The organism is Pseudomonas fluorescens (assembly GCF_000730425.1).
In the GTDB taxonomy this organism is placed as follows: domain Bacteria; phylum Pseudomonadota; class Gammaproteobacteria; order Pseudomonadales; family Pseudomonadaceae; genus Aquipseudomonas; species Aquipseudomonas fluorescens_X.
Genome location: NZ_CP008896.1, coordinates 734,271 through 752,682, shown reverse-complemented (window position 1 = coordinate 752,682; position 18,412 = coordinate 734,271). Strand labels below are relative to the sequence as shown.

The following is an 18,412-nucleotide window of genomic DNA, read 5'->3' as shown; positions in this document are numbered from 1 at the left end:
TTATGCCGACGCAAGCTGAACATTCCTGTCTGTAATTGAGCAATCATCTGATGGCGAACTCTCATGGTTTACCGTCGCCCTTTCGATACGTATCAATAACACCAGCCACATCAAGGCCAAAGCCCAGCATTGGGTGTAATTGCTCCGCGGAAACAAAGCAGCCATCACCGGAAGTGCTGAATGGCTTGAGGCGGTCAACTGCCCGGCAGTGCAATTGGACGAGGCAAACTCGACAAAGCCTCCGCCTCCAGGCCTGGCACCATCGGCCGCAGTTGCCCGGGGAAAAAGCCGGTGCTGTCCACATAGAGCAGTACCGACTTGGCATCGCGCCAACCGACATAGCCCATCAACGCCTTCTGGTCCCAGCCACTGCGCGTGGCCCAGGTGGCAAAGCCACGGCGTAGGGAGTGGCTGCTATACAACTCGGCGGGCAATCCGGCCGCTTTCAGTACCGCCCGCAGCAGCGGGATGACGCTGTGCGGGTGCAGGCCCTGCTCGCGCAGGTGACCCCAGCGGTCAATGCCGCGGAACACCGGACCGCGGGCGATGCCGGCGACACAGATCCAGTCGTTGTAGGCCTGCACCGGGCAGAGGCGGGCCAGCGCCGGCGCACTGTAGGTCTGTCCCTGGTTGTCACGGTCGCCCTTGCTCCACGGCAGGAACAGCTGCATGCCCTCCCCCGGCCGTACCTGGATGTGCTCGACCTGCAGGCGGCACAGTTCGTCGCTGCGAAAGGCGCGCCAGAAGCCGATCAGCAGCAATGCGCGATTACGCCAGCAGCGCAACAGCTGCGGCAGGTCGCCCTCGTCCAGTGCTTTCTCGCCCGCCCGCTCCAGCCACGCCACGCACTGCTCCAGTTCGCGCAGCTGCAGCGGTTCGGCCTGCTTCTCCGGCTTCGGGTGCAAGGTACGAATGCCCTTGAGGATCTGACGAACCAGCGGGGTCTTGGTCGGATCCGGGAAGCCCTGGCTGACATGCCACTGCGCCAAGGCCGCCAGGCGCAGCTTGAGGGTGTTGCTGGACAACGTGGCGGCGTGATCGACCAAGTAACGCACGATGGCATCGCTGGTCGCCGGCAGAAAGCCGCCCCAGGCGACCTCGAAGTGCTCGAGCGCTTGCCGGTAGCTGCGCCGGGTGTTGGGGCGGGTACCGGCCTGCAGGTACCGCTCGATCTCGTGGCTCATCGACGCACATCCCCTTGATGTACTGGTGAGCGACTGCCAAACGACGAAAAAATCGCCTCACCTTGGATAATTAAAGATTATCCGACCTTATTTATTGGATAGTGGAAATATAATACGTTGGACGTATCATATATTACTGATCAGATGCCGTTGATCGACGAGCCCACCCTAGACCCCAGTAGATTGGCGTTGAAGGCTCAGGAGGCGGCCGCAGGCTTTGTTGCCAGCGGCACCGCCGAAAACACGGTACGGAGCTATCGCAGCGCCCTCGCCTACTGGTCGGCTTGGCTGCACCTGCGCTACGGCGTTGCGATGGGCGATGCGCCTGTACAGTCGACTGTAGTCATTCAGTTCGTGGTGGATCACCTGGCGCGCCCACTGGCAAATGGTGCATGGACCTATCTGCTACCGCCGACCATCGATGCCGCGTTAGTCGCGGCACGTGTGAAGGCAAAGCCGGGACCTCTGAGCTACAACACGGTATGTCATCGGCTTTCGGCACTGGGCAGGTGGCATCGCTTCAACAACTGGGAAAGCCCAACTGAAGCACTGGCAGTGAAAACGCTGCTGCGAGATGCGCGAAAAGCCCAGGCGCGCCAGGGGGTAGTTGTCCGCAAAAAGACGGCAGCTGTGGTGGAGGCTCTGGAGGCCATGTTGGCGACCTGTACGGATGGCATTCGCGGTACTCGTGATAGCGCCCTCCTCCTGATGGCGTGGAGTGGCGGCGGGCGTCGTCGATCCGAGGTGACCGGCCTGCAGGTCGACGATGTGCGCAAACTGGATGAAGACACTTGGCTCTATACGCTGGGCGTCACCAAAACAGACACCACGGGATCCCGTCGCGAAAAACCTCTGCTGGGTCGCGCTGCACACGCGTTGACGGCTTGGCTCATCGCCGCGCCCGCCGATACCGGTCCGCTTTTTCGGCGCCTCTACAAGGGCGGCAAAGTCAGCCCGTTCGGACTATCGTCTGATCAGGTAGCACGGATCGTTCAGCGCCGCGCCAAATTGGCTGGCCTCGACGGCGACTGGGCCGCGCACAGCTTACGCTCGGGCTTTGTAACGGAAGCGGGTCGCCAGGGGGCCCCATTGGGTGAAGTGATGGCCATGACTGAACATCGCAGTGTCGAAACCGTTATGGGCTACTTCCAAGCCGGAGTGCTGCTGAGCAGCCGCGCCTCGATGTTGCTTCAACCCCTGCCCGCCCCATCAGGCCCAACCAACCAGCCTGACTAGCGGTCGACGCACCGCGTCGGAAAATGCCGCGCACGCGTGTCCTATTGAGAGGTGGAGCTCCTGGTTATGAGTCCATTGCACGGTAGCGGAATTGATGCGCAACCCCAGCTGGGCACTCGCAACTCCGGGTGTAACCAATACATGACCGCATGGCGACGCCCAAGCAGCCAGCATCTCAGCATGCTTCGTCTACTCGGGTAGTTAAGCAAACAGCTGGCGGCCCTGCGCTAGACAGCGAAGGCTCCGTCGCAGGGGCAAGATAGTCAAGTGCTTACCAGTCGCTGTGGCCTGCGCTCGCCTTATGAATACGCCTGGTCGGCAGGTGCGCTTCAAATACCCACACTGAAAGTCTTACCAGACTCGACCCTGTGCTTGCTGCACAAGTCGCGAAGCTTTTTTTCCGAACCGTCAGGATGAATTTGTACGAGCACGCCATCCTTCGCCATTATCAGTGAATGCCCTGCGGCAACCGCACGCAGATACGCAGCATTAGTGGCGACGGCGGCCAGCTTAGGAATCATTGCCTCTAGTCGGTCTATTTCATCATCACTGAGTTCGCTCATGCTCTGTTCTCTGCTCCTGCCAGCCTGATGTCGATGCTGCCCGTAGAAAAGATATCCATGAGCGACCCTACGCCCCGATCACAGGTAAGTCGATCCCATTTTTGACGCACACAGTGAAGCCTCGACTTAGCCGCTCAGCACTCCACAGCGTACGTGCAAATTCGAGTCGATGTGACAGCAGCCTTGATGTGAACAAACCATCGTAGCCGTAGCAAGATGAGTGCATTCGCTTCTAAGCATCTGAGCCCTCTTCAGGTGGACAAAAAATGCCGTCAGCCCTTGGAAGGCTAGACCGCCAGCTGTCACCGGGCATGATCCGGCACATGTACAGATCGAACAGCGGCGCGGTAAAAGCGGCGCCGTTGTGGGGCGGCGACCAGATCATCCCTTTGCTAATCAGGGAGTTGCGAATTGAGGTGAGAGATCGGCTTGTACGGCCCAGGGATGCCGCAATGTCGCCCGAACGATGAGGCCCCTCCCCAAGCGAAGCCATGGCGCGCAAATAAATGTGTTCTGCCACGGTCATTCGGTCGAGTCTTACCCTAAAAAAACCTTCGTCCAGAGCAGCAATAACGTGCCCGGACGCCTTCTGGACGTCTGCAAGCGTGATGTGGTTATTCTGCCCTGCGTCCCAGACATGACTGCCCCACTCTTGAATGAAATAAGGGTAGCCGCGTGTGAGGTGAGCAACCATGTCGGCCGCTTCTGAGTCTACAGTCACGCCCTCGGCCTCCGCTGGTTTTACAAAGGCCAGACGCGTCTGGTGTGGCTCCAGCGAACCGACCTCTAGGTAGTCGAAGAGGCGCTTCGCGTGGTTTTTCACATGTCCAGCAGGGTGTCGGAGTTGTGGGAGGCCTGCACCGACGAGGGCAACCGGCAAGATCAATCGCGAGACGCGATGCAGCGCTGCGATAAGCGCGGCGAGCTGTTCTTCTGCTACGTTTTGCAGCTCATCCACGAAAATAACAAGGACGGTGTGAGCTGCTTTGGCGGCTTCACCGAGTTTAGTCAGCAGGGTTGTAAATTCCTCCTCGAGATCACCTTTGCCCGCCAGAGCTGCCTCGGCTTCGTAGTCAATACCGACCTTGAGATCGCTGAACTTCGGCTCCAAAGCCTTGGCAAAACCGGCTAAGGCTCGCAGTCCAGTTATCGCTGCGTTCTTGGCAGGTACGATACAGCTCAGCCGCAGCAAGGCGAGACGGAGCTGTGGCGCGAGTATCGCTGGCAGAGAGCGATACTCGGATGACTCAACGTAGACGGCGAGATTGCCCGAGGCTTCGGCATCTCGCAGCATCTGGTTCAACAGTACTGTTTTGCCGACACCCCGCACCCCAACCAGGATTACGCTTTTGGCAGGTCGGCCCACGCGAATTCCCCCGATCGACTGACGGACCCGCTCGCGCAGTTGATCGCGACCTGCCAGCTCAGGTGGAGGCGTACCAGCGCCAGGGGAGTACGGATTGCAGACGGGGTCCATATGCACCCGCGTTAATAGGAATAGCGAACAGCGGGAATGGGCCGATAAACAGCTAAATCCAAGCTTTTCACCCCGCCATCACCTGCATACCCGAGACTCGGCAAATGTTGGTCCAGCTGGAGTTACCTATCAAGCCAAGCTGCCTCCGTCATTGAAAAAAATCATCGCGAGCGACCCGTCCGAAATTGCCTAAGTCTTCGTCGACGTCGATGAACATGGTATTCACCATCCGCGCGCTCTTCAGGTCGGCCATTGTTCTGAAAAAAAGGGTTCGCAGAGATGGACCTCATAACGCTCACCATCATGAACCGAGCCGAATCCCCAACTGCCCTGAAGGGTCCCAAATTGCAACCCATATCCTTCAACACGCGTACTATCGCCGCAAACATCACAAAGGACGTCACTGACGCATTCGAACTGTTCCGCCGCTGTGATTTTCATTGAGAGGCTCCTTTGGGTCCAGTGAATCAGCTTGCTGCAGCGAGCCTGCGACCCGCCAGCATCACTCCGGTAACCGCCTGTACGGTCAGGCGTCGCCAACGCCTGGCACAGGCGGACCACAATGAGCCCGGATCCCGCCCTATCTCGCCATGCGTACCTTTCGGCATGGCCTGTTGTACGGTCGGCAGATCGAGTTAATGGCGGACGCCATTTTGTGCAGCATTTGCGGCGCAGATAAGACCGCACTTGGGGCAGTGCTGATCGGCGACAGACGATCCAAGCTATCCGTTCTGGACGAACTAGCAAATTGCATGTGCGCGATGCGCGCCACTGATGCCATGGCGCTGACGTGGGCGTCTTTAGCACTCCTTCAAGGCTTGCTCCAGTCAGCGACCCCTCCTTCAAACAAGACGCATCGAAGAGCAGTAAATTTGTTGCTTTGCTGCAGCCAAGGTGTGGCGGCAGTCTCTTTGAGAGTAGGTATGGCCCGAGGCCGTCTTAAAGTCGTAACCCATGACTCGCTCGTCCTGATCATAGACCCTAACGAGCTCTATGAGCATCTCCATCGTCCAATTACCGGATCCATTCAGCCGCGATGGCAACACCACCTGAACTGCCTCAATCAGTGTTCCTTCAGCGCGTTTCACTAGCATCTGCTCGAACTCATCCTCCGTTGGAATCAAGAGCATCGTCCTCCATGCGGCTGCCTTCTGGCGGCGGTTAATCATCACGTAAAACCAAGGGCGATGATCATCGAGCTCGACGAATCGCCACATCTGGGAGTCGTCTCCAAACAGCGCTGGATACATGATTTCAGCGCGCTTGTACGTAATAAACATCAGCACACCCTCTTTTAAGCTGTATATAGCATAGCTCCAGAAGCACTAAAAAGGCTTCATCGTTCCTTTTGCGAGACAGCAAATGGAACTGAATGAAGCGCTTGGTTTGGTGATCAGGAATCTACGTATTTCGAAGGATATGCCTCAGGAAGGGCTTGGGCCTAGTCAGAGCTATATCAGTGCGATCGAGCGCGGCAAATGGAAACCATCGATTGAAAAGGTTGAGCAGATTGCTGAGATCATTGGCATTCATCCCCTAACGCTTCTGTTCCTGGCTTATCAAAGGCAAACACCCGAACTAAAACCCGAAGACTTACTGAAAAAAATCCATCGAGAAATCACGAGCTTGAAGGGTTGCCTGAGACTTGAGTAGGTTCGACATGGAATCGAATCGGCAACCGATCCCAAAAAGCATTTGATCGCAACGTCGCCAGTTGCTCTGCTGCCCGGCGCGCGGGCTTTCTTGCTCGCAATCAACAGCGAGCATGAATTCAGTCGCGAATAGCCACTGCATGAATTCGAGTGATAGACCTCGCCCATCGCAACAAACATCGATGACACGTGCTTAGCGTGACGCAAGCCTTGAAGAGTCACGCCTCCACTGATCCGGCAAGGCTACTCCCCAAGGGACCTTCGGCAGGCGTTCCATGCTGTTCCGGAGGGCCTGTGCACATGCGATGTCTAACCCTTCGAGGGCGCCTGAGATAGCGACACGCCGACCATCTGCTCTTGATATGGGAAGTGTTCGGTACCGCCGTTCTGAATGGTAAGGTGTGATGTCGGCCATTTTGCCGCAGGGAACAGGGTATTGAACGGAACATTCTTTCCCGATTGCGGCGGGTGCTCCAGCAGGCAGATCTGCCCAAGGGACGCTCTGACGCCTACGAACACTTTTCACCGTAACAGTGATCCTACTGTCGGGCTAAATACCTCTAGCTTCCGCAAACGGCCAGAAGCGGACGGTACAACCCGGATTGCGACTTCAACACAGTTCCTGCCAGAATGTCGTTCGGCTCGACCTGCATCGCGTCTAGCGCCTTTAAACGTTGGGGGCGGGTGTTAGCCGGAAACGAACCGAGGTCAGCCAACTGTTGCCGACGCTAGAGCGCAAATACGTTGGTAAGAGTTCGCGTCGCTCGATCCTGCAAGCATCCCACAACGAGGTGACATGGGATGGTCGGCGTATCCAGTGTGAACAAGCTCGCCCGGTTTGAGGTGAGCAGTACGATCGGATCAACCACAATGTTGCAGATACAGAAGCCGCGCACTCTTATCGAGTGCGCAGAAATAACGGGCAAAACAGGCGCAGCAGCCCCAGCCGGTAGCTCAGCGTTATGGCCGTTGCTACGGCGGCGACCGGCAACAGGGTGAGCCAGACCAGCACCGCCATCGACGGATGGTCAGCCTTGAAGCAGCACACAGCCGATACCATCAGCGCCAGCCAGCCCAGGCTGCGTAGATAGTCCGGCGCAACCTCGTCGGCGCTGAACACCTGGCGCCAGTGCGCCGGCAGGGACAACGCCAACCAACTGGTCGCCAAGCCCATGCTGGCGGCGGCACCCAGCAACCACAGACCTGCATTACTCATAGGCCACCCCACCGATGCGAGTCCGGTCCGCGACCTCAACCGTAAGCGTCCGCCCAACTCACCTTGCGTAAGTTAGGCAGGCACCCACTGATGTGGCAGCAGCTGCCCGATCTCACTGGCCCTCTGTGTTGGCAACCGAGTCAGCACATCTTTGAGATAGGCATACGGATCATGCCCATTCATACGCGCCGACTGGATCAGGCTCATGATTGCCGCAGCCCGTTTACCACTGCGTAGCGACCCGGCAAACAGCCAGTTCGAGCGCCCGAGTGCCCAGGGCCGTATCTGGTTCTCGACTTGATTGTTGTCGATCGGCACAGCTCCATCGTCCAGGTAGCGCGTCAGCGCTACCCAGCGTTTCAGGCTGTAGTCGAGGGCTTTGGCCGTGGCTGATCCGTTGGGCACCAGGTCGCGCTGGGCCAACATCCAGTCATGCAGTTTTTTGAGGATCGGTACCGCCAGTTCCTGACGTATTCGCCACCGATCTTCATCACTCATTTCCCGCGCTTGGCGTTCGACTTCGTACAAGCCGCTGATCGAGTGCAGCGCTTGTTCGGCCAGCTGACTTTTGTTCGCCACGTGCAGATCGAAAAACTTGCGACGGGCGTGAGCCATGCAGCCGATTTCAGTGATGCCTTGCTCAAATCCGGCCTTGTAGCCAGCGAAGTCATCGCAAACCAGCTTACCGTTCCAGTCGCCCAGGAAGTTGCGTGCATGTTGTCCGGCACGGCTTGGGCTGAAGTCGTAAACCACCGCGTTGAGCGCCGAAAACGGCGTCGTGCTGTAGGCCCAGACGTAGGCCCGGTGGGTTTTCTTCTCGCCTGGCGCAAGCATTTGCACCGGTGTTTCATCGGCGTGAATCACACGCTGGTTCAACACCGCCTCACGCAGAGCATCAACTAGCGGTTGAAGTCTCACGCCAGTTTCTCCGACCCATTGCGCCAAGGTCGAGCGCGCAATTGCCAGTCCGGCGCGACCAAAGATTTTCTCCTGCCGGTACAGCGGCAAGTGATCGGCAAACTTGGCCACCATCACGTGGGCCAGTAGGCCTGCGGTCGGTATACCTTTGTCGATAACCTGCGCCGGCACCGGCGCCTGGATCAGGGTTTCGCACTGGCGACAGGCCCATTTGCCCCGCACATGTTGCTCGACGGTAAACACGCCCGGCGTGTAATCCAGCTTCTCGCTGACGTCTTCGCCGATGCGTTGAAGTTGACAGCCACAGGCGCACTGGGTGTTTTCGGGTTCGTGACGAATCACCGTGCGTGGAAACTGTGGCGGCAATGGCGCACGTTTCGGCGATTGCCGTGGTTCGACCTGTGGCGCAGCGGGAAGAAGCTGTTTCAGCTCGGCCTCGATAGCCTCAAGGTCGGTGTCGAGCAGGTCATCCAGCAAGCTGCTTTGCGCCGGGCTGATTTGTTCGCTGCGCTTGGCGAACTTGTGCCGTTTGAGCAGGGCGATTTCGAACATGAACTGTTCGATGAGGATTTCATCGTTCTGAATCTTCCTGCTCATCGCCTCGACCTGGGACTGCAACTGCAACGCCTGTGCCGCCAAGGCACGAAGCTGTTCCGGGGTCATCTGGTCGAGGCTGGGCGAGAAAGTCATGCCGCCAATTGTGCCAGAGCAGGCACGGGGCGACGACAAGCAGACCGGCCAAATGGCCGGCGTTTACAGCACGCTAATCACACCGCCTGCACCGACGCGCTGCCACGGCAGGCCCAGCACCAATGCCTGGAGTTGTTCGCTGTCGAGTTCGACCTCGCCGCCGTGGCGAATGCCGGGCCAATGGAACTTGCCTTGGTTCAGTCGTCTCGCTGCGAGCCAGACGCCGACGCCATCGTGCACCAGCACTTTCATTCGATTAGCCCGGCGATTGGCGAACAGATAAGCGCAGTGCGGCTTCGCCGCACCGAACACCGCAATCACCCGGGCTAATGCCGTCTCGGTGCCAGCGCGCATGTCCATCGGCTCGGTGGCCAGCCAGATGGCATCGATGCGGATCATTGAGCGACAGCCCGAATAAATTGCGCACAACCCTCGGGATCCGAGGCTGGCCATTTCACCGTAATCACTTGCCCGGCCACGGGCAACTCGATGATCACTGACGTTTCGACTGACCGTTTAGGTGGGGCTTTTAGCGGGACGAAAGCCGGTAGTGAAGCCGCTGCGGGCTGATCTCGATAGAGCGGCAGCCATTTGCGGATGACGTTGGCATTGATGCCGTGGCTGATGGCGACACTGGACACGGTTGCGCCAGGTTGCAGGCATTCCTGAACGACCTGGGCTTTGAATGGTTTGGGATAAGAGCTTCGTTGGCGCATGGAAATCCTGGCGATAAGGGTGATCGCGTCCGCTTAAAAATACGCGGACACCATCGCCCTTAATGCTGGAGTTCGGAAGGTGAGTTCGCCGGACGCTTACCCTCAACCGGCCTTGCCAGACGACGCGCGGTGAGTAGCGCTATCAGCGCGCAGGCCAACAGGCTCAGATCGACGCCGGCCACGGCCCAGTAGGGTTCAAGCAGCATCCTTTTGACCAGGTGGTCCCCCGTGGTGATCCAGTTGAGCAGCACCGCAGCGACGCAGAGCAGCGCCAGGCCGGATTGTGCCGCGCCTGGGCCACTGGTGCACTACGCAACAGCGCATGCAGCAAACTCAGCAGCCAGGCACCCCAGAACACCCACTTTTCCCATTCGCCACGGCCAGGCATGGGCTCAGGCAGCAGCCGGTTGGCCGCCAGCATGGCGACCGCTGCCAGCAGCATGCCGGTAACCGTGGTGACTGCCATGGCGTCAACCAACCGACAGCCCTGCAGCCCGAGTCGGGCGTGCTCCTGCTTGCGTATCTCGACGAAGAACACAAAACCGCTGGCGATGCACACACAGCCGAGCAGACCGCCCGCCACGTACAGCCAGCGCAGCGCCCAGTGTTCGAAGTGCTGCAGGTGCAAGCCGGTGAGAAATTGATTGACGGAACCAACCGGGTCACTCGGCGGGTCGTTGCGCAGTAGCTCGCCGGTACTGGCCTTGAAGTGAATGCCCTCCCCGACCAGCGCCACACGATCACTGCCGGCGCGGTAGATGCTGACGTAGCCGTTGGCGTCATTTAGATGCTCGATAGTCAGCAGCCCGACCTCTCCCGGCATATCGCGCGTAGCCCAGATGCGCTTGGCCTCGGCCACCATGGCATTGGCGGAGGCCATCTTCGCGGGCACACCGGCCTCATCATGGGGCAAGCCGGTATGCGCCGCCTCGATCACCTCATGCCGATTATGCAGCGGTTTGAGCAAGGTCCCGGAGACCGGGAAGTAGTACATCGACGCGAAGATCACCAACCGGTGAAGGCAAAAAAGAAGTGGAACGGCAACGCCACCACGCCAGTCATGTTATGCAGGTCCAGCGCGCTGCGCTGGGTCCGCTTGCGCGGACGGAAGGTGAAAAACTCCTTGAAGATCTTACGATTGATCATCCGCTGGGTCCTTTGGCTGGTTGGGGATACCAAACTCGCCACCAATGCTCAGCACGGGATCTCGGTGGGTGGTGTAGGCATAGAGCGAGACCATGGGCATGGTTTCCGGCGCCGGCAGGTCGCCGATTACCCGCCCTTTGGTTGCCGCCATATCCACCGGATGCGGTTTGAGATCGGCAAATACCTGTTTCAGCAGGTTGTTGTAGGACGGCATAGGCTGCGGCTCGAAGCGCGTATCGGGGATCGCCCAACGATCGATCTCGCGGTCGAACACCGACAGTGCACCGAAAAAGAAGACGACCATCAGCACGAAGCCCAGCACCAAACCGAACCAGGTGTGTACCCAGGCCATGGATTGGCGAAAGTTGTTCAGCATGGCTCTGCTCCTATCCGATGATCATGCGCTGCAGCTGCCAGGCAACAGCCAGCATCAAGACGCTGCCGAGCGCCAGTACCATCGAGACCCGCCACAGACTGGCTGCGGAAACAGCGCGAGATACAGGACGAAGGCCAGCATCATCATCGCCTGCTCGGCGGCATGGTAATCGACCCCAACCCCATTCAGCGCCGCCACGCCCTAGACGAATGCATAGCAGCCGAAGATCGCGGCCAGAACACGAGATACCACCACAACAGGAGCCATTACTGACAGGCTCACCAGCTGTAGCTCAGCTTGGCGGTGAGTTCTCGGCCCGGATTGTAGTAATCCGCAGTTCCGGAGCCCACGACATGCTGCTCATCCAAAAGATTACTGACATTGACCGCCAGATCCGTGTCCTTGGCAATCTGGTAATTGAAGGCTGCATCAAACAAGGTCGTCGCCTCGCTCTCGCCGGTGTCATTGAAATACCTTGAACTGAACCGTCAGCCCAAGCGAAAGAGCAGGATTGCGCTGTTCTGGAAATCCAGCCAAGCTCTTCTGAGGAAACGAATAGCTGCGGAGTCGTGGGTATGCCGTTCTCTCCAAAGCAGCCATCGCTTAGCACCCAAGCATGCAAAAAGATCAGCATAGACGCTCGCAGGTATGACGCAGGAGGGGCAAGGCGCAAATATATAAACTGCTTTATATCAATAATATACAGGTCTTATGTCCTGATTTTCCTTAATCTCGGCATAATCCTTACATTAACTAGCAGGAAATTAAATGTTAAAAGCCCTGCGTGCATCTAGCATGTGGAGTTTTTCTCCTTGCAGCCAGCCGGCAACGATAGGCATGCGCATTTAATAGCTCATTGTGAGTATCCGAATAGACGCTTGCCAAGGACACCATCTTGAACATACGAATGTTCTTGAAGTTGAAGATGGCGATCTAGCAACGGAAAATCTTTCCTAGGGAAACCCCCTAAAAAACGGTACAAGGTTTCATAGCCTGCCCTGTTGATATATGGAAAAATCGCTGCCTTATGCAGGTCTCTTGGGATCAGCATCCCGCCCCTTCTTTTCTCACACAGTTTAGTAAATATCAAAAACCTTGAGTAGGGGATAATCTCCAGTAGTGATGCGGTTAAGACCAAACTACCAAATCTACTTGATGGATCGGCCGTGGACGCCCCCAATAATATACTCTGCTCAAAAGAGCTTGCGTCGGGTGCTCGTGCATCTTTCCTCGTTTGCAAGTGGATTCTAGCGATTCCGCCTCTACTACCACGAAAGGGACATTGAAGGAAAATATTGAATAGCCTATAAAATAAATCGTGCAATGTAGGTTGTTGATTGTCTCTACTGATCAGAGCATGCTCAATCTTTGTGAAGGTACTTGAGCAAAAACGAAAGAATAGAGTTTCCTCTATGGAGGCATTGTTTGATATCGAATTGCAGCTTTGGACAAACGCATCCCATGCCCTTGAGTAACGCGGTGTATCAACTAGTCTCACCAACTCTCGATCATGGGCAGCGCAGACACAAGAATAAATGTAACACCAGTCCTTCCGCCATATAGGCAAACGACCATTCGCCACATCATCGCGTAAGCAATCAGGGCAAAAAAAACGGCGATACCTCCATTCGACTAATTTATCGCCTCGAAGGCAAAAAAAATTTCGTAATAGTTCAGGGGTAATGTCCCCGGCTACACAACTTAATCGCTGGCTGGCGGATAAGAATTCTGAGTCTGGGTCCGAATATTTGATCTCCACACCCTCCCACCAATACGCTGGGCGTTCTGTTGATGATAATCGAGGGAAGCCAGCGGCGTTTGGATTAATGCTGCATCGAAACAACCAAGATGAAAGTGTTTCTTCAGAACTTGGTGTTGGCAAGCCAGAGAAACTCACTACTAATAGCCCCAAGGATTCTTGTTTGCTCGCCGCAGCATATCAACATCCACCTTCTCCCCCCCCATTTTTATGGCATAACAGGCAGCCGCCCTTATCAATTCGAGTGTTTTGTCCATGCGCCCATTCGACATAGATAAAATAGTGCCTACCATCTCCTCAGAGTACAAATGTGATGGCTGTTTTAGCGGTAGGGACTCCTCTACCTCCAAGAGGAATGACCTGAACTCCTCACTCTCTATCCAGTCATCAAGAGCAACTTCGTGAAAACGTCTCTTAAATTCATAATTGGATTTAAGTGCGTTGCGCGCACTAGCAGTGCCAAAGCAAAATAGTTTCAATCCATATTCAGGGCCGAGCAGCTTTTTAAGAATAGACATGTTAAAACGCTGCTCTTGCTTCGAGCGTAGCAGTGCATCATGAAACTCGTCGATCACCAGCCCCCAAATTTGCCTCAGCCTAATAACCTCTCTAATCTCGCTTGGCAGGTCAGAGCTACTTCGGCGACTTGAGCCAGAGCCAACTGGTATTCCGAGCGCTAAAGCTATCTCATCTTTAAGGCTTTTTTTGGTATCTATTTCTGGGGATGCAGCCAAGGAGACAAAAATCAACCCTGCACTCCTTTTTACATGGTTTGGAATCTTAGATATTATAGCCGTCTTTCCAGAGCCACCTGGGCCAACCACAAGCAAAGCAGGCGCACTCATACGATCTGGTACATCCGCGATATTATTCATCATGCGAAAAACAGCTGCACTAGAGTTATTGTTCACCCATATTTCTTGATGAATTAAGGCTATTCGCGTATCAATATTAGAAGACAAATATTTTCTGATGTCCGACCGGACGTGCTCATCACTCATGACTCATCCCCAGGTCGAAATTTTTTTGGAGAGGCTGAATAATTTGGCTTGATATGTTCCCTGTCAGCGTTAAAGCTACTACTTCTAGGATTTGGATTTGCCTCAGTATAGACTTTTTCAGCGGCCTCTCGGCGTCTTTCCTTCTGCGTTAACTTTTTACTTTCCTCTTCAATTTTTTGCTTCCCTCTGTAGGCTTTTAACCCGCCATCACTATCTATGGCTCCGATGCGGACTGGGTGACGATAGAGCTTGCCGGCACGATATTCCTCATAGGTAGGAGCCTCAACGGTTACGTCAGACAGGTGTATTGGGCAAAATTGGCCATCCAATTTCACCCATACAACATTCATATCGTACGGGTCATATTTGACTATGACATTTCTAGTCCCCACATGAGACCCCAATATAGGATCCCAATAAACTTGGCCATGCAAATTAATGCCACCAGGATTAATTTTTCGGTCTTCTTGAGGCATGAACCAAATCTTTAATTGCTCGGAATTCAAGCCTGCCGGGGGGTAAGGAAGCCCTCCGTTGGGCGCGAAATAGTTTGTCCACGCTTGTCGCGGGCTACACTTTAATGCGCTATGAACTGTTGAGTGATAGACAACTACTTCGCGAGAGAACCAGCGAAAAAAATCAGAGAAGGTCATGGTTGCATTTCTTTCGCTGTTAAGTCCTCTGCGCGCAACAGAATTTGACATTGTAGTCCCCGGCAAGAAATGCACCTTAGTAGTCATGAACGTGCCTATCAGCCGTTCAACATGACCGCCAAAATGTTTTCTTCCTACAGGTCGGTATTCGGGGGAAATCCCAAAAGATTCACACCCTACTTTAAATTTTGGGCTGGTGAACTCTGCGGCATTGTCCATATGAAGGACTTCAGGCTTTCCATAGTAGGGGTAGTCTTCTGGATCCAAGCCAACACTTGCCGAAAAGTTTACTTTAGGAAGGACAGAATGACTAAGAGCGCAAGCCACTGAAACAGTAGACGGGACGTAAAGGCTAAGATAGTAACCAAGAATAACCCTGGTATAGACATCAATTACAATTGTCAGCCACGGGCGTCCAATAATATTTATGCGATCATCAGCCAACAGAATTATATCGACGAGGGTGTGATCCATCTGTACCCATTGCAGCGGCCTTTCAAGATTTTTTTTACCCGGGCGAGCTGAAAATTCTTGCGTCGCGGCATCAGGACCTTCTTTAATTCTCATTCTTGTTTTTTCTGAGAGGATTAAGCGTACACGCCTCAATACCGTATCTTTGGAAGGGCATGAAAAACCTTGCTCCTTACATGCAACATCCACCTCGCTCCACACTTTGCTGTAGCTGGCTCCTTTCGACTTGAATTTTTTAGCAGCCTTGAAAATTATGACCTCAACCGACTCATCCAGTCTCGTAACGCCTTTCTTGACACCCCGTGTCTGCGCAATTAAAGATAGTGGGCCTACGTCAGCGTCAAAAATTTTAGCCAAACGATAGAAGTAACTCTTTGATACACCCAGTAAAGAACAGTACTTAGTGACTACCCCTCCCTCAACCTTCCACTTTCTGATAATTTCAAAACGCTCAGCTGCCAATGAAAGTTGATCAACGGTGTAATCATTGACATTCAAACCCTCCCCATGATCACTACCATTAATTGCCGTAACACTAGGGATTCGCTGAATGTCGCGCGCCGACACCAGTATTACTTCACCAGAGTCGACAATTGTTACCCTTATCGTTTTGTCACTAAATACCTGTTTGACTTTCGCAACTTTTCCCTTGGCGACAATGAGTTCCCCAGGGGTTAGCTGATTTGCCATGGATGTACTCTCCACAACGCTAATCTAGGCGAAGTCTGCCGAGCGGCGACTTACATCAGTCTCTATCAACGATCGAAATTGGCTGCCGAACACGATACGACGTCACGTTCAAAAAATAGACTATTGCTAGCTTTTCTGCCGCGTCAGTCTATTTTTTAAAAGTTAATCAAGGTATGTGATTGATTATTAGAGATAAATGATATTCTTTTTTTTGATCGGGCATCACATCAGTCTAGCCGCGCGGTATCGGCAATCTGCTGCTCTGCTTGATCTTGTGCATGACGAACGCGCTGCGCACTTCTTCGACATGTGGAAGCGCCGCGAGGACCCTGCGGCTGAAACTCGCGAACGCATCCAGGTCTGCCGCGACGATCTTCAGCAGATAGTCCTCGTTACCCGAGAGGATGTAACACTCCAGGATCTGATCGATCGATTGCAGCGATGCCTCAAACTCGGCGGCATCCTTTTCAAGGTGTGAGGTGATGTTGACGAAGACAAACGCCTCGATTCCCAGGCCCAGTGCCTTCCTGTCCAACCTTAGGTCGTATCCGCAAATAACCCCTTGCTCCTCCATACGCTTGACCCGTCGCCAGCAAGGCGATACCGAGCTGTTCATCCGCTCGGCCAGGCTGGTCATCGACATCCTTGGGTCTGTCTGCAGGTGCGCCAGGATGCTCAGGTCAAAGGTGGTTAGCGTCTCGCTCATAACGGGCCTCGAAGGACGATGTCGACTGCGCTGGGTCGCAAAGAGACGAATTTACGTCAGAAGCCCCGGATCAGCAAAATCATTTCTGGTGGGCCTCCCGATCAGGCAGAAATAGAAAAAAACGTTCTGCATGCCAGGCATAAACTGGGCATAACAAGGGAGGTGTCATGAACACTAATAAAAAACCCAGTGAGCTTGAACAAGCCTATTCGCCCAGCACCGCCGCGAGGTGCTACGAGCAGACAGTCCAGCTGTATGCCTCTAAAAGCGATCAGGCACTGTCGCACTATCCGAACCGACAGATCGCCTACGGCCTGGCGGAGGATGAATATGCCCTGCTGTTTGAGCCCGCCTCAGGCAGGACGAAAGCTGTCCTGGTCTTCATACATGGCGGCTACTGGCAGGCATTGTCAGCGTTTGACACGTGCTTCATGGCCGGGCCATTCCTGCAGCACGATTGGGCCTACGCCGCGCTCAACTATAGGCTGGCCCCGCACGCCACGATTGGCGACATGGTGCAGCAATGCGCAACGGCAATTGTGGCCATCCGCCGACAGCACCCCGGCTTGCCCATCGTGGTAGCCGGCAGTTCGGCCGGTGCCCACCTGTGCGCCATGATGATGCATGTCGATTGGCACAGCCTCGGCTGCGTGCCCTGCCCCATTCGCGCGGGCTTGCTGATCTCCGGCATCTACGACCTGCGCCCCTTGGTAGAGACCTATATCAACGCCCCACTGCACCTGGATCTGCACTCGGCAACCGGACTCAGCCCGGGGCTACAGCGGGCCAGGACGCCCTTCCCCGTGACGCTCTGCTACGGCGAGTACGAAACCTGGGCGTTCAAACAGCAAAGTCAAACCTATTGCGAGTTCCTGCTGGAGCAAGGCGTACGTGCCGGTTGTTATCAAATAAACGACGTCGATCATTTCGACATCCTGTTTGAGTTTGACAAACCAGACAGCCACTTACTGAGTGTCACTTTAGCGAGCCTGTGATTGACATGAGCATTCAACGCAAACGAGTCATCCCCAACGTCCGTGCACCCGAACTGGAGCTCAGCCTGGTGCGCAACATCAGTATCTCAACCAATGCGTCCCGCAATGAAACGGTGAAAACCACTGATGGAGAGCCGCTGATTGCGTTCGATGGCAAGAGCAACCCGTACATCGACTACCACCGCAACGATCTATTGCTCAGCATGCAGAACATGCGCAGCGAGGGGCATGATGAGATGGTGTTCATCATCATGACGCAAACCAAGGAACTCATTTTCAAGGCGATTCACTATGAAGCCTACAACCTGCAACAGCGGATCAAAAATGACGATATTGAAGGTGCTCTGGAGCTGGCTCCTCGAATCAAAAAGCTATTTGAGTACCTGATCAAATCCTGGGATGTGCTGTCGACCATCACGACCGAAGGTTTCAATGAGTTTCGCAATTGCCTGGGTGTCTCCTCCGGACAGCAGTCGTACATGTACCGCCACGTCGAGTTCATCCTTGGCAATAAGTCGGTCACCCTGGCCAAGGCGCACGAGAACAACCCGGATGTCTATCCGCAGCTGTTCAAGGCGTTGAACGAGCCGAGCCTGTATGACGACGTTCTGGCCCTGCTCCACCGCCAAGGGATTGCCGTTCCGCAGTCGGCACTGGAGCGGGACTGGAGTGAAACCTACACCCTCAACGAAGGCGTGGAGCAGGCCTGGCTAGAGGTGTACAAGACCCCTTGCCCTGAAAACCGGCTTTACGCACTCGGCGAATGCCTGATCGAGATTTCCGATCTTTTTGCCCAATACCGTTGGAGGCATTTCACTTCAGTCGAACGCATTCTGGGCTTCAAGCCGGGTACCGGTGGCTCGGCGGGTGTCGGTTGGTTGAAGCACGTCGTAGAACACCGCTTCTTTGCGGAACTGTGGACGATCAGAACGGTTCTGGGCGCCTGATTACGCCGGTCTATTA

General features: G+C 55.1%; 20 protein-coding genes. 4 read left to right on the top strand and 16 right to left on the bottom strand.

Going from position 1 to position 18,412, the window contains the following annotated elements:
* Window positions 1-194 precede the first annotated feature (194 nt).
* Complete coding sequence (locus tag HZ99_RS03135; RefSeq protein ID WP_023628979.1) at window positions 195-1,184, bottom strand: site-specific integrase; 990 nt, start codon at window positions 1,182-1,184, stop codon at window positions 195-197.
* A 117-nt stretch (window positions 1,185-1,301) separates the two neighbouring features.
* On the opposite strand from HZ99_RS03135, the gene HZ99_RS03130 reads away from it, so the two are divergent.
* The gene (locus tag HZ99_RS03130) at window positions 1,302-2,420 is read left to right on the top strand and encodes a site-specific integrase (protein ID WP_028688847.1); all 1,119 of its coding nucleotides are present in this window, start codon (window positions 1,302-1,304) and stop codon (window positions 2,418-2,420) included.
* A gap of 329 nt (window positions 2,421-2,749) precedes the next feature.
* Here HZ99_RS03130 and HZ99_RS03125 read toward each other — a convergent pair whose 3' ends face one another.
* The 4 genes from HZ99_RS03125 to HZ99_RS28955 all read right to left on the bottom strand — a co-directional run bounded on the left by HZ99_RS03125 (window position 2,750) and on the right by HZ99_RS28955 (window position 5,740).
* Window positions 2,750-2,983 (bottom strand): hypothetical protein, encoded by a 234-nt coding sequence (locus HZ99_RS03125; RefSeq protein WP_023048074.1) that lies wholly within the window; start codon window positions 2,981-2,983, stop codon window positions 2,750-2,752.
* 232 nt (window positions 2,984-3,215) lie between these two features.
* A complete protein-coding gene (locus tag HZ99_RS03120; RefSeq protein WP_023628980.1) occupies window positions 3,216-4,460 on the bottom strand; it encodes an ATP-binding protein in 1,245 nt (414 codons plus the stop codon).
* A gap of 240 nt (window positions 4,461-4,700) precedes the next feature.
* Entirely contained in the window at window positions 4,701-4,901 is a 201-nt protein-coding gene (locus tag HZ99_RS03115; protein ID WP_370694611.1) for a hypothetical protein, read from the bottom strand.
* A gap of 401 nt (window positions 4,902-5,302) precedes the next feature.
* Entirely contained in the window at window positions 5,303-5,740 is a 438-nt protein-coding gene (locus tag HZ99_RS28955; protein WP_023628983.1) for a hypothetical protein, read from the bottom strand.
* Window positions 5,741-5,822: 82 nt separating this feature from the next.
* Between HZ99_RS28955 and HZ99_RS03105 the strand changes: the two genes are divergently transcribed.
* On the top strand, window positions 5,823-6,113 hold the full coding sequence (locus tag HZ99_RS03105; protein WP_023628984.1) for a helix-turn-helix domain-containing protein: 291 nt from the start codon (window positions 5,823-5,825) through the stop codon (window positions 6,111-6,113).
* 897 nt (window positions 6,114-7,010) lie between these two features.
* Here HZ99_RS03105 and HZ99_RS03100 read toward each other — a convergent pair.
* From HZ99_RS03100 to HZ99_RS03065, 11 genes are all read right to left on the bottom strand, one after another.
* On the bottom strand, window positions 7,011-7,328 hold the full coding sequence (locus HZ99_RS03100) for a DUF3325 family protein (RefSeq protein WP_024075430.1): 318 nt from the start codon (window positions 7,326-7,328) through the stop codon (window positions 7,011-7,013).
* Window positions 7,329-7,400: 72 nt separating this feature from the next.
* On the bottom strand, window positions 7,401-8,936 hold the full coding sequence (tnpC, locus tag HZ99_RS03095) for an IS66 family transposase (protein ID WP_033902866.1): 1,536 nt from the start codon (window positions 8,934-8,936) through the stop codon (window positions 7,401-7,403).
* A gap of 63 nt (window positions 8,937-8,999) precedes the next feature.
* Window positions 9,000-9,335, bottom strand: coding sequence for an IS66 family insertion sequence element accessory protein TnpB (gene tnpB / locus HZ99_RS29115; protein ID WP_033902865.1), 336 nt, complete (start codon window positions 9,333-9,335; stop codon window positions 9,000-9,002).
* A complete protein-coding gene (tnpA, locus tag HZ99_RS28945) occupies window positions 9,332-9,652 on the bottom strand; it encodes an IS66-like element accessory protein TnpA (protein WP_071576116.1) in 321 nt (106 codons plus the stop codon). The genes tnpB and tnpA overlap by 4 nt, the downstream gene beginning before the upstream one ends.
* 163 nt (window positions 9,653-9,815) lie before the next feature.
* Complete coding sequence (locus HZ99_RS28940; RefSeq protein ID WP_200876628.1) at window positions 9,816-10,661, bottom strand: PepSY-associated TM helix domain-containing protein; 846 nt, start codon at window positions 10,659-10,661, stop codon at window positions 9,816-9,818.
* Window positions 10,658-10,798 (bottom strand): PepSY domain-containing protein, encoded by a 141-nt coding sequence (locus HZ99_RS29365; protein WP_196448528.1) that lies wholly within the window; start codon window positions 10,796-10,798, stop codon window positions 10,658-10,660. Before HZ99_RS29365 ends, HZ99_RS28940 begins: the two co-directional genes overlap by 4 nt.
* The gene (locus tag HZ99_RS28305) at window positions 10,785-11,174 is read right to left on the bottom strand and encodes a PepSY-associated TM helix domain-containing protein (protein ID WP_090515957.1); all 390 of its coding nucleotides are present in this window, start codon (window positions 11,172-11,174) and stop codon (window positions 10,785-10,787) included. Before HZ99_RS28305 ends, HZ99_RS29365 begins: the two co-directional genes overlap by 14 nt.
* A gap of 278 nt (window positions 11,175-11,452) precedes the next feature.
* Window positions 11,453-11,611, bottom strand: coding sequence for a TonB-dependent receptor (locus HZ99_RS27545; RefSeq protein WP_023628987.1), 159 nt, complete (start codon window positions 11,609-11,611; stop codon window positions 11,453-11,455).
* 1,462 nt (window positions 11,612-13,073) lie between these two features.
* Window positions 13,074-13,934, bottom strand: coding sequence for a TniB family NTP-binding protein (locus tag HZ99_RS27350; RefSeq protein ID WP_024075431.1), 861 nt, complete (start codon window positions 13,932-13,934; stop codon window positions 13,074-13,076).
* A complete protein-coding gene (locus HZ99_RS27540; protein WP_024075432.1) occupies window positions 13,931-15,748 on the bottom strand; it encodes a Mu transposase C-terminal domain-containing protein in 1,818 nt (605 codons plus the stop codon). Before HZ99_RS27540 ends, HZ99_RS27350 begins: the two co-directional genes overlap by 4 nt.
* A gap of 232 nt (window positions 15,749-15,980) precedes the next feature.
* Window positions 15,981-16,454, bottom strand: a complete 474-nt coding sequence (locus tag HZ99_RS03065) for an Lrp/AsnC family transcriptional regulator (protein ID WP_038441294.1) — start codon at window positions 16,452-16,454, stop codon at window positions 15,981-15,983.
* Between the two features lie 167 nt (window positions 16,455-16,621).
* Between HZ99_RS03065 and HZ99_RS03060 the strand changes: the two genes are divergently transcribed.
* Both HZ99_RS03060 and HZ99_RS03055 read left to right on the top strand, forming a co-directional pair.
* A complete protein-coding gene (locus HZ99_RS03060; protein WP_051903020.1) occupies window positions 16,622-17,449 on the top strand; it encodes an alpha/beta hydrolase in 828 nt (275 codons plus the stop codon).
* A gap of 5 nt (window positions 17,450-17,454) precedes the next feature.
* A complete protein-coding gene (locus tag HZ99_RS03055; RefSeq protein ID WP_051903019.1) occupies window positions 17,455-18,396 on the top strand; it encodes a tryptophan 2,3-dioxygenase in 942 nt (313 codons plus the stop codon).
* Window positions 18,397-18,412: the final 16 nt, after the last annotated feature.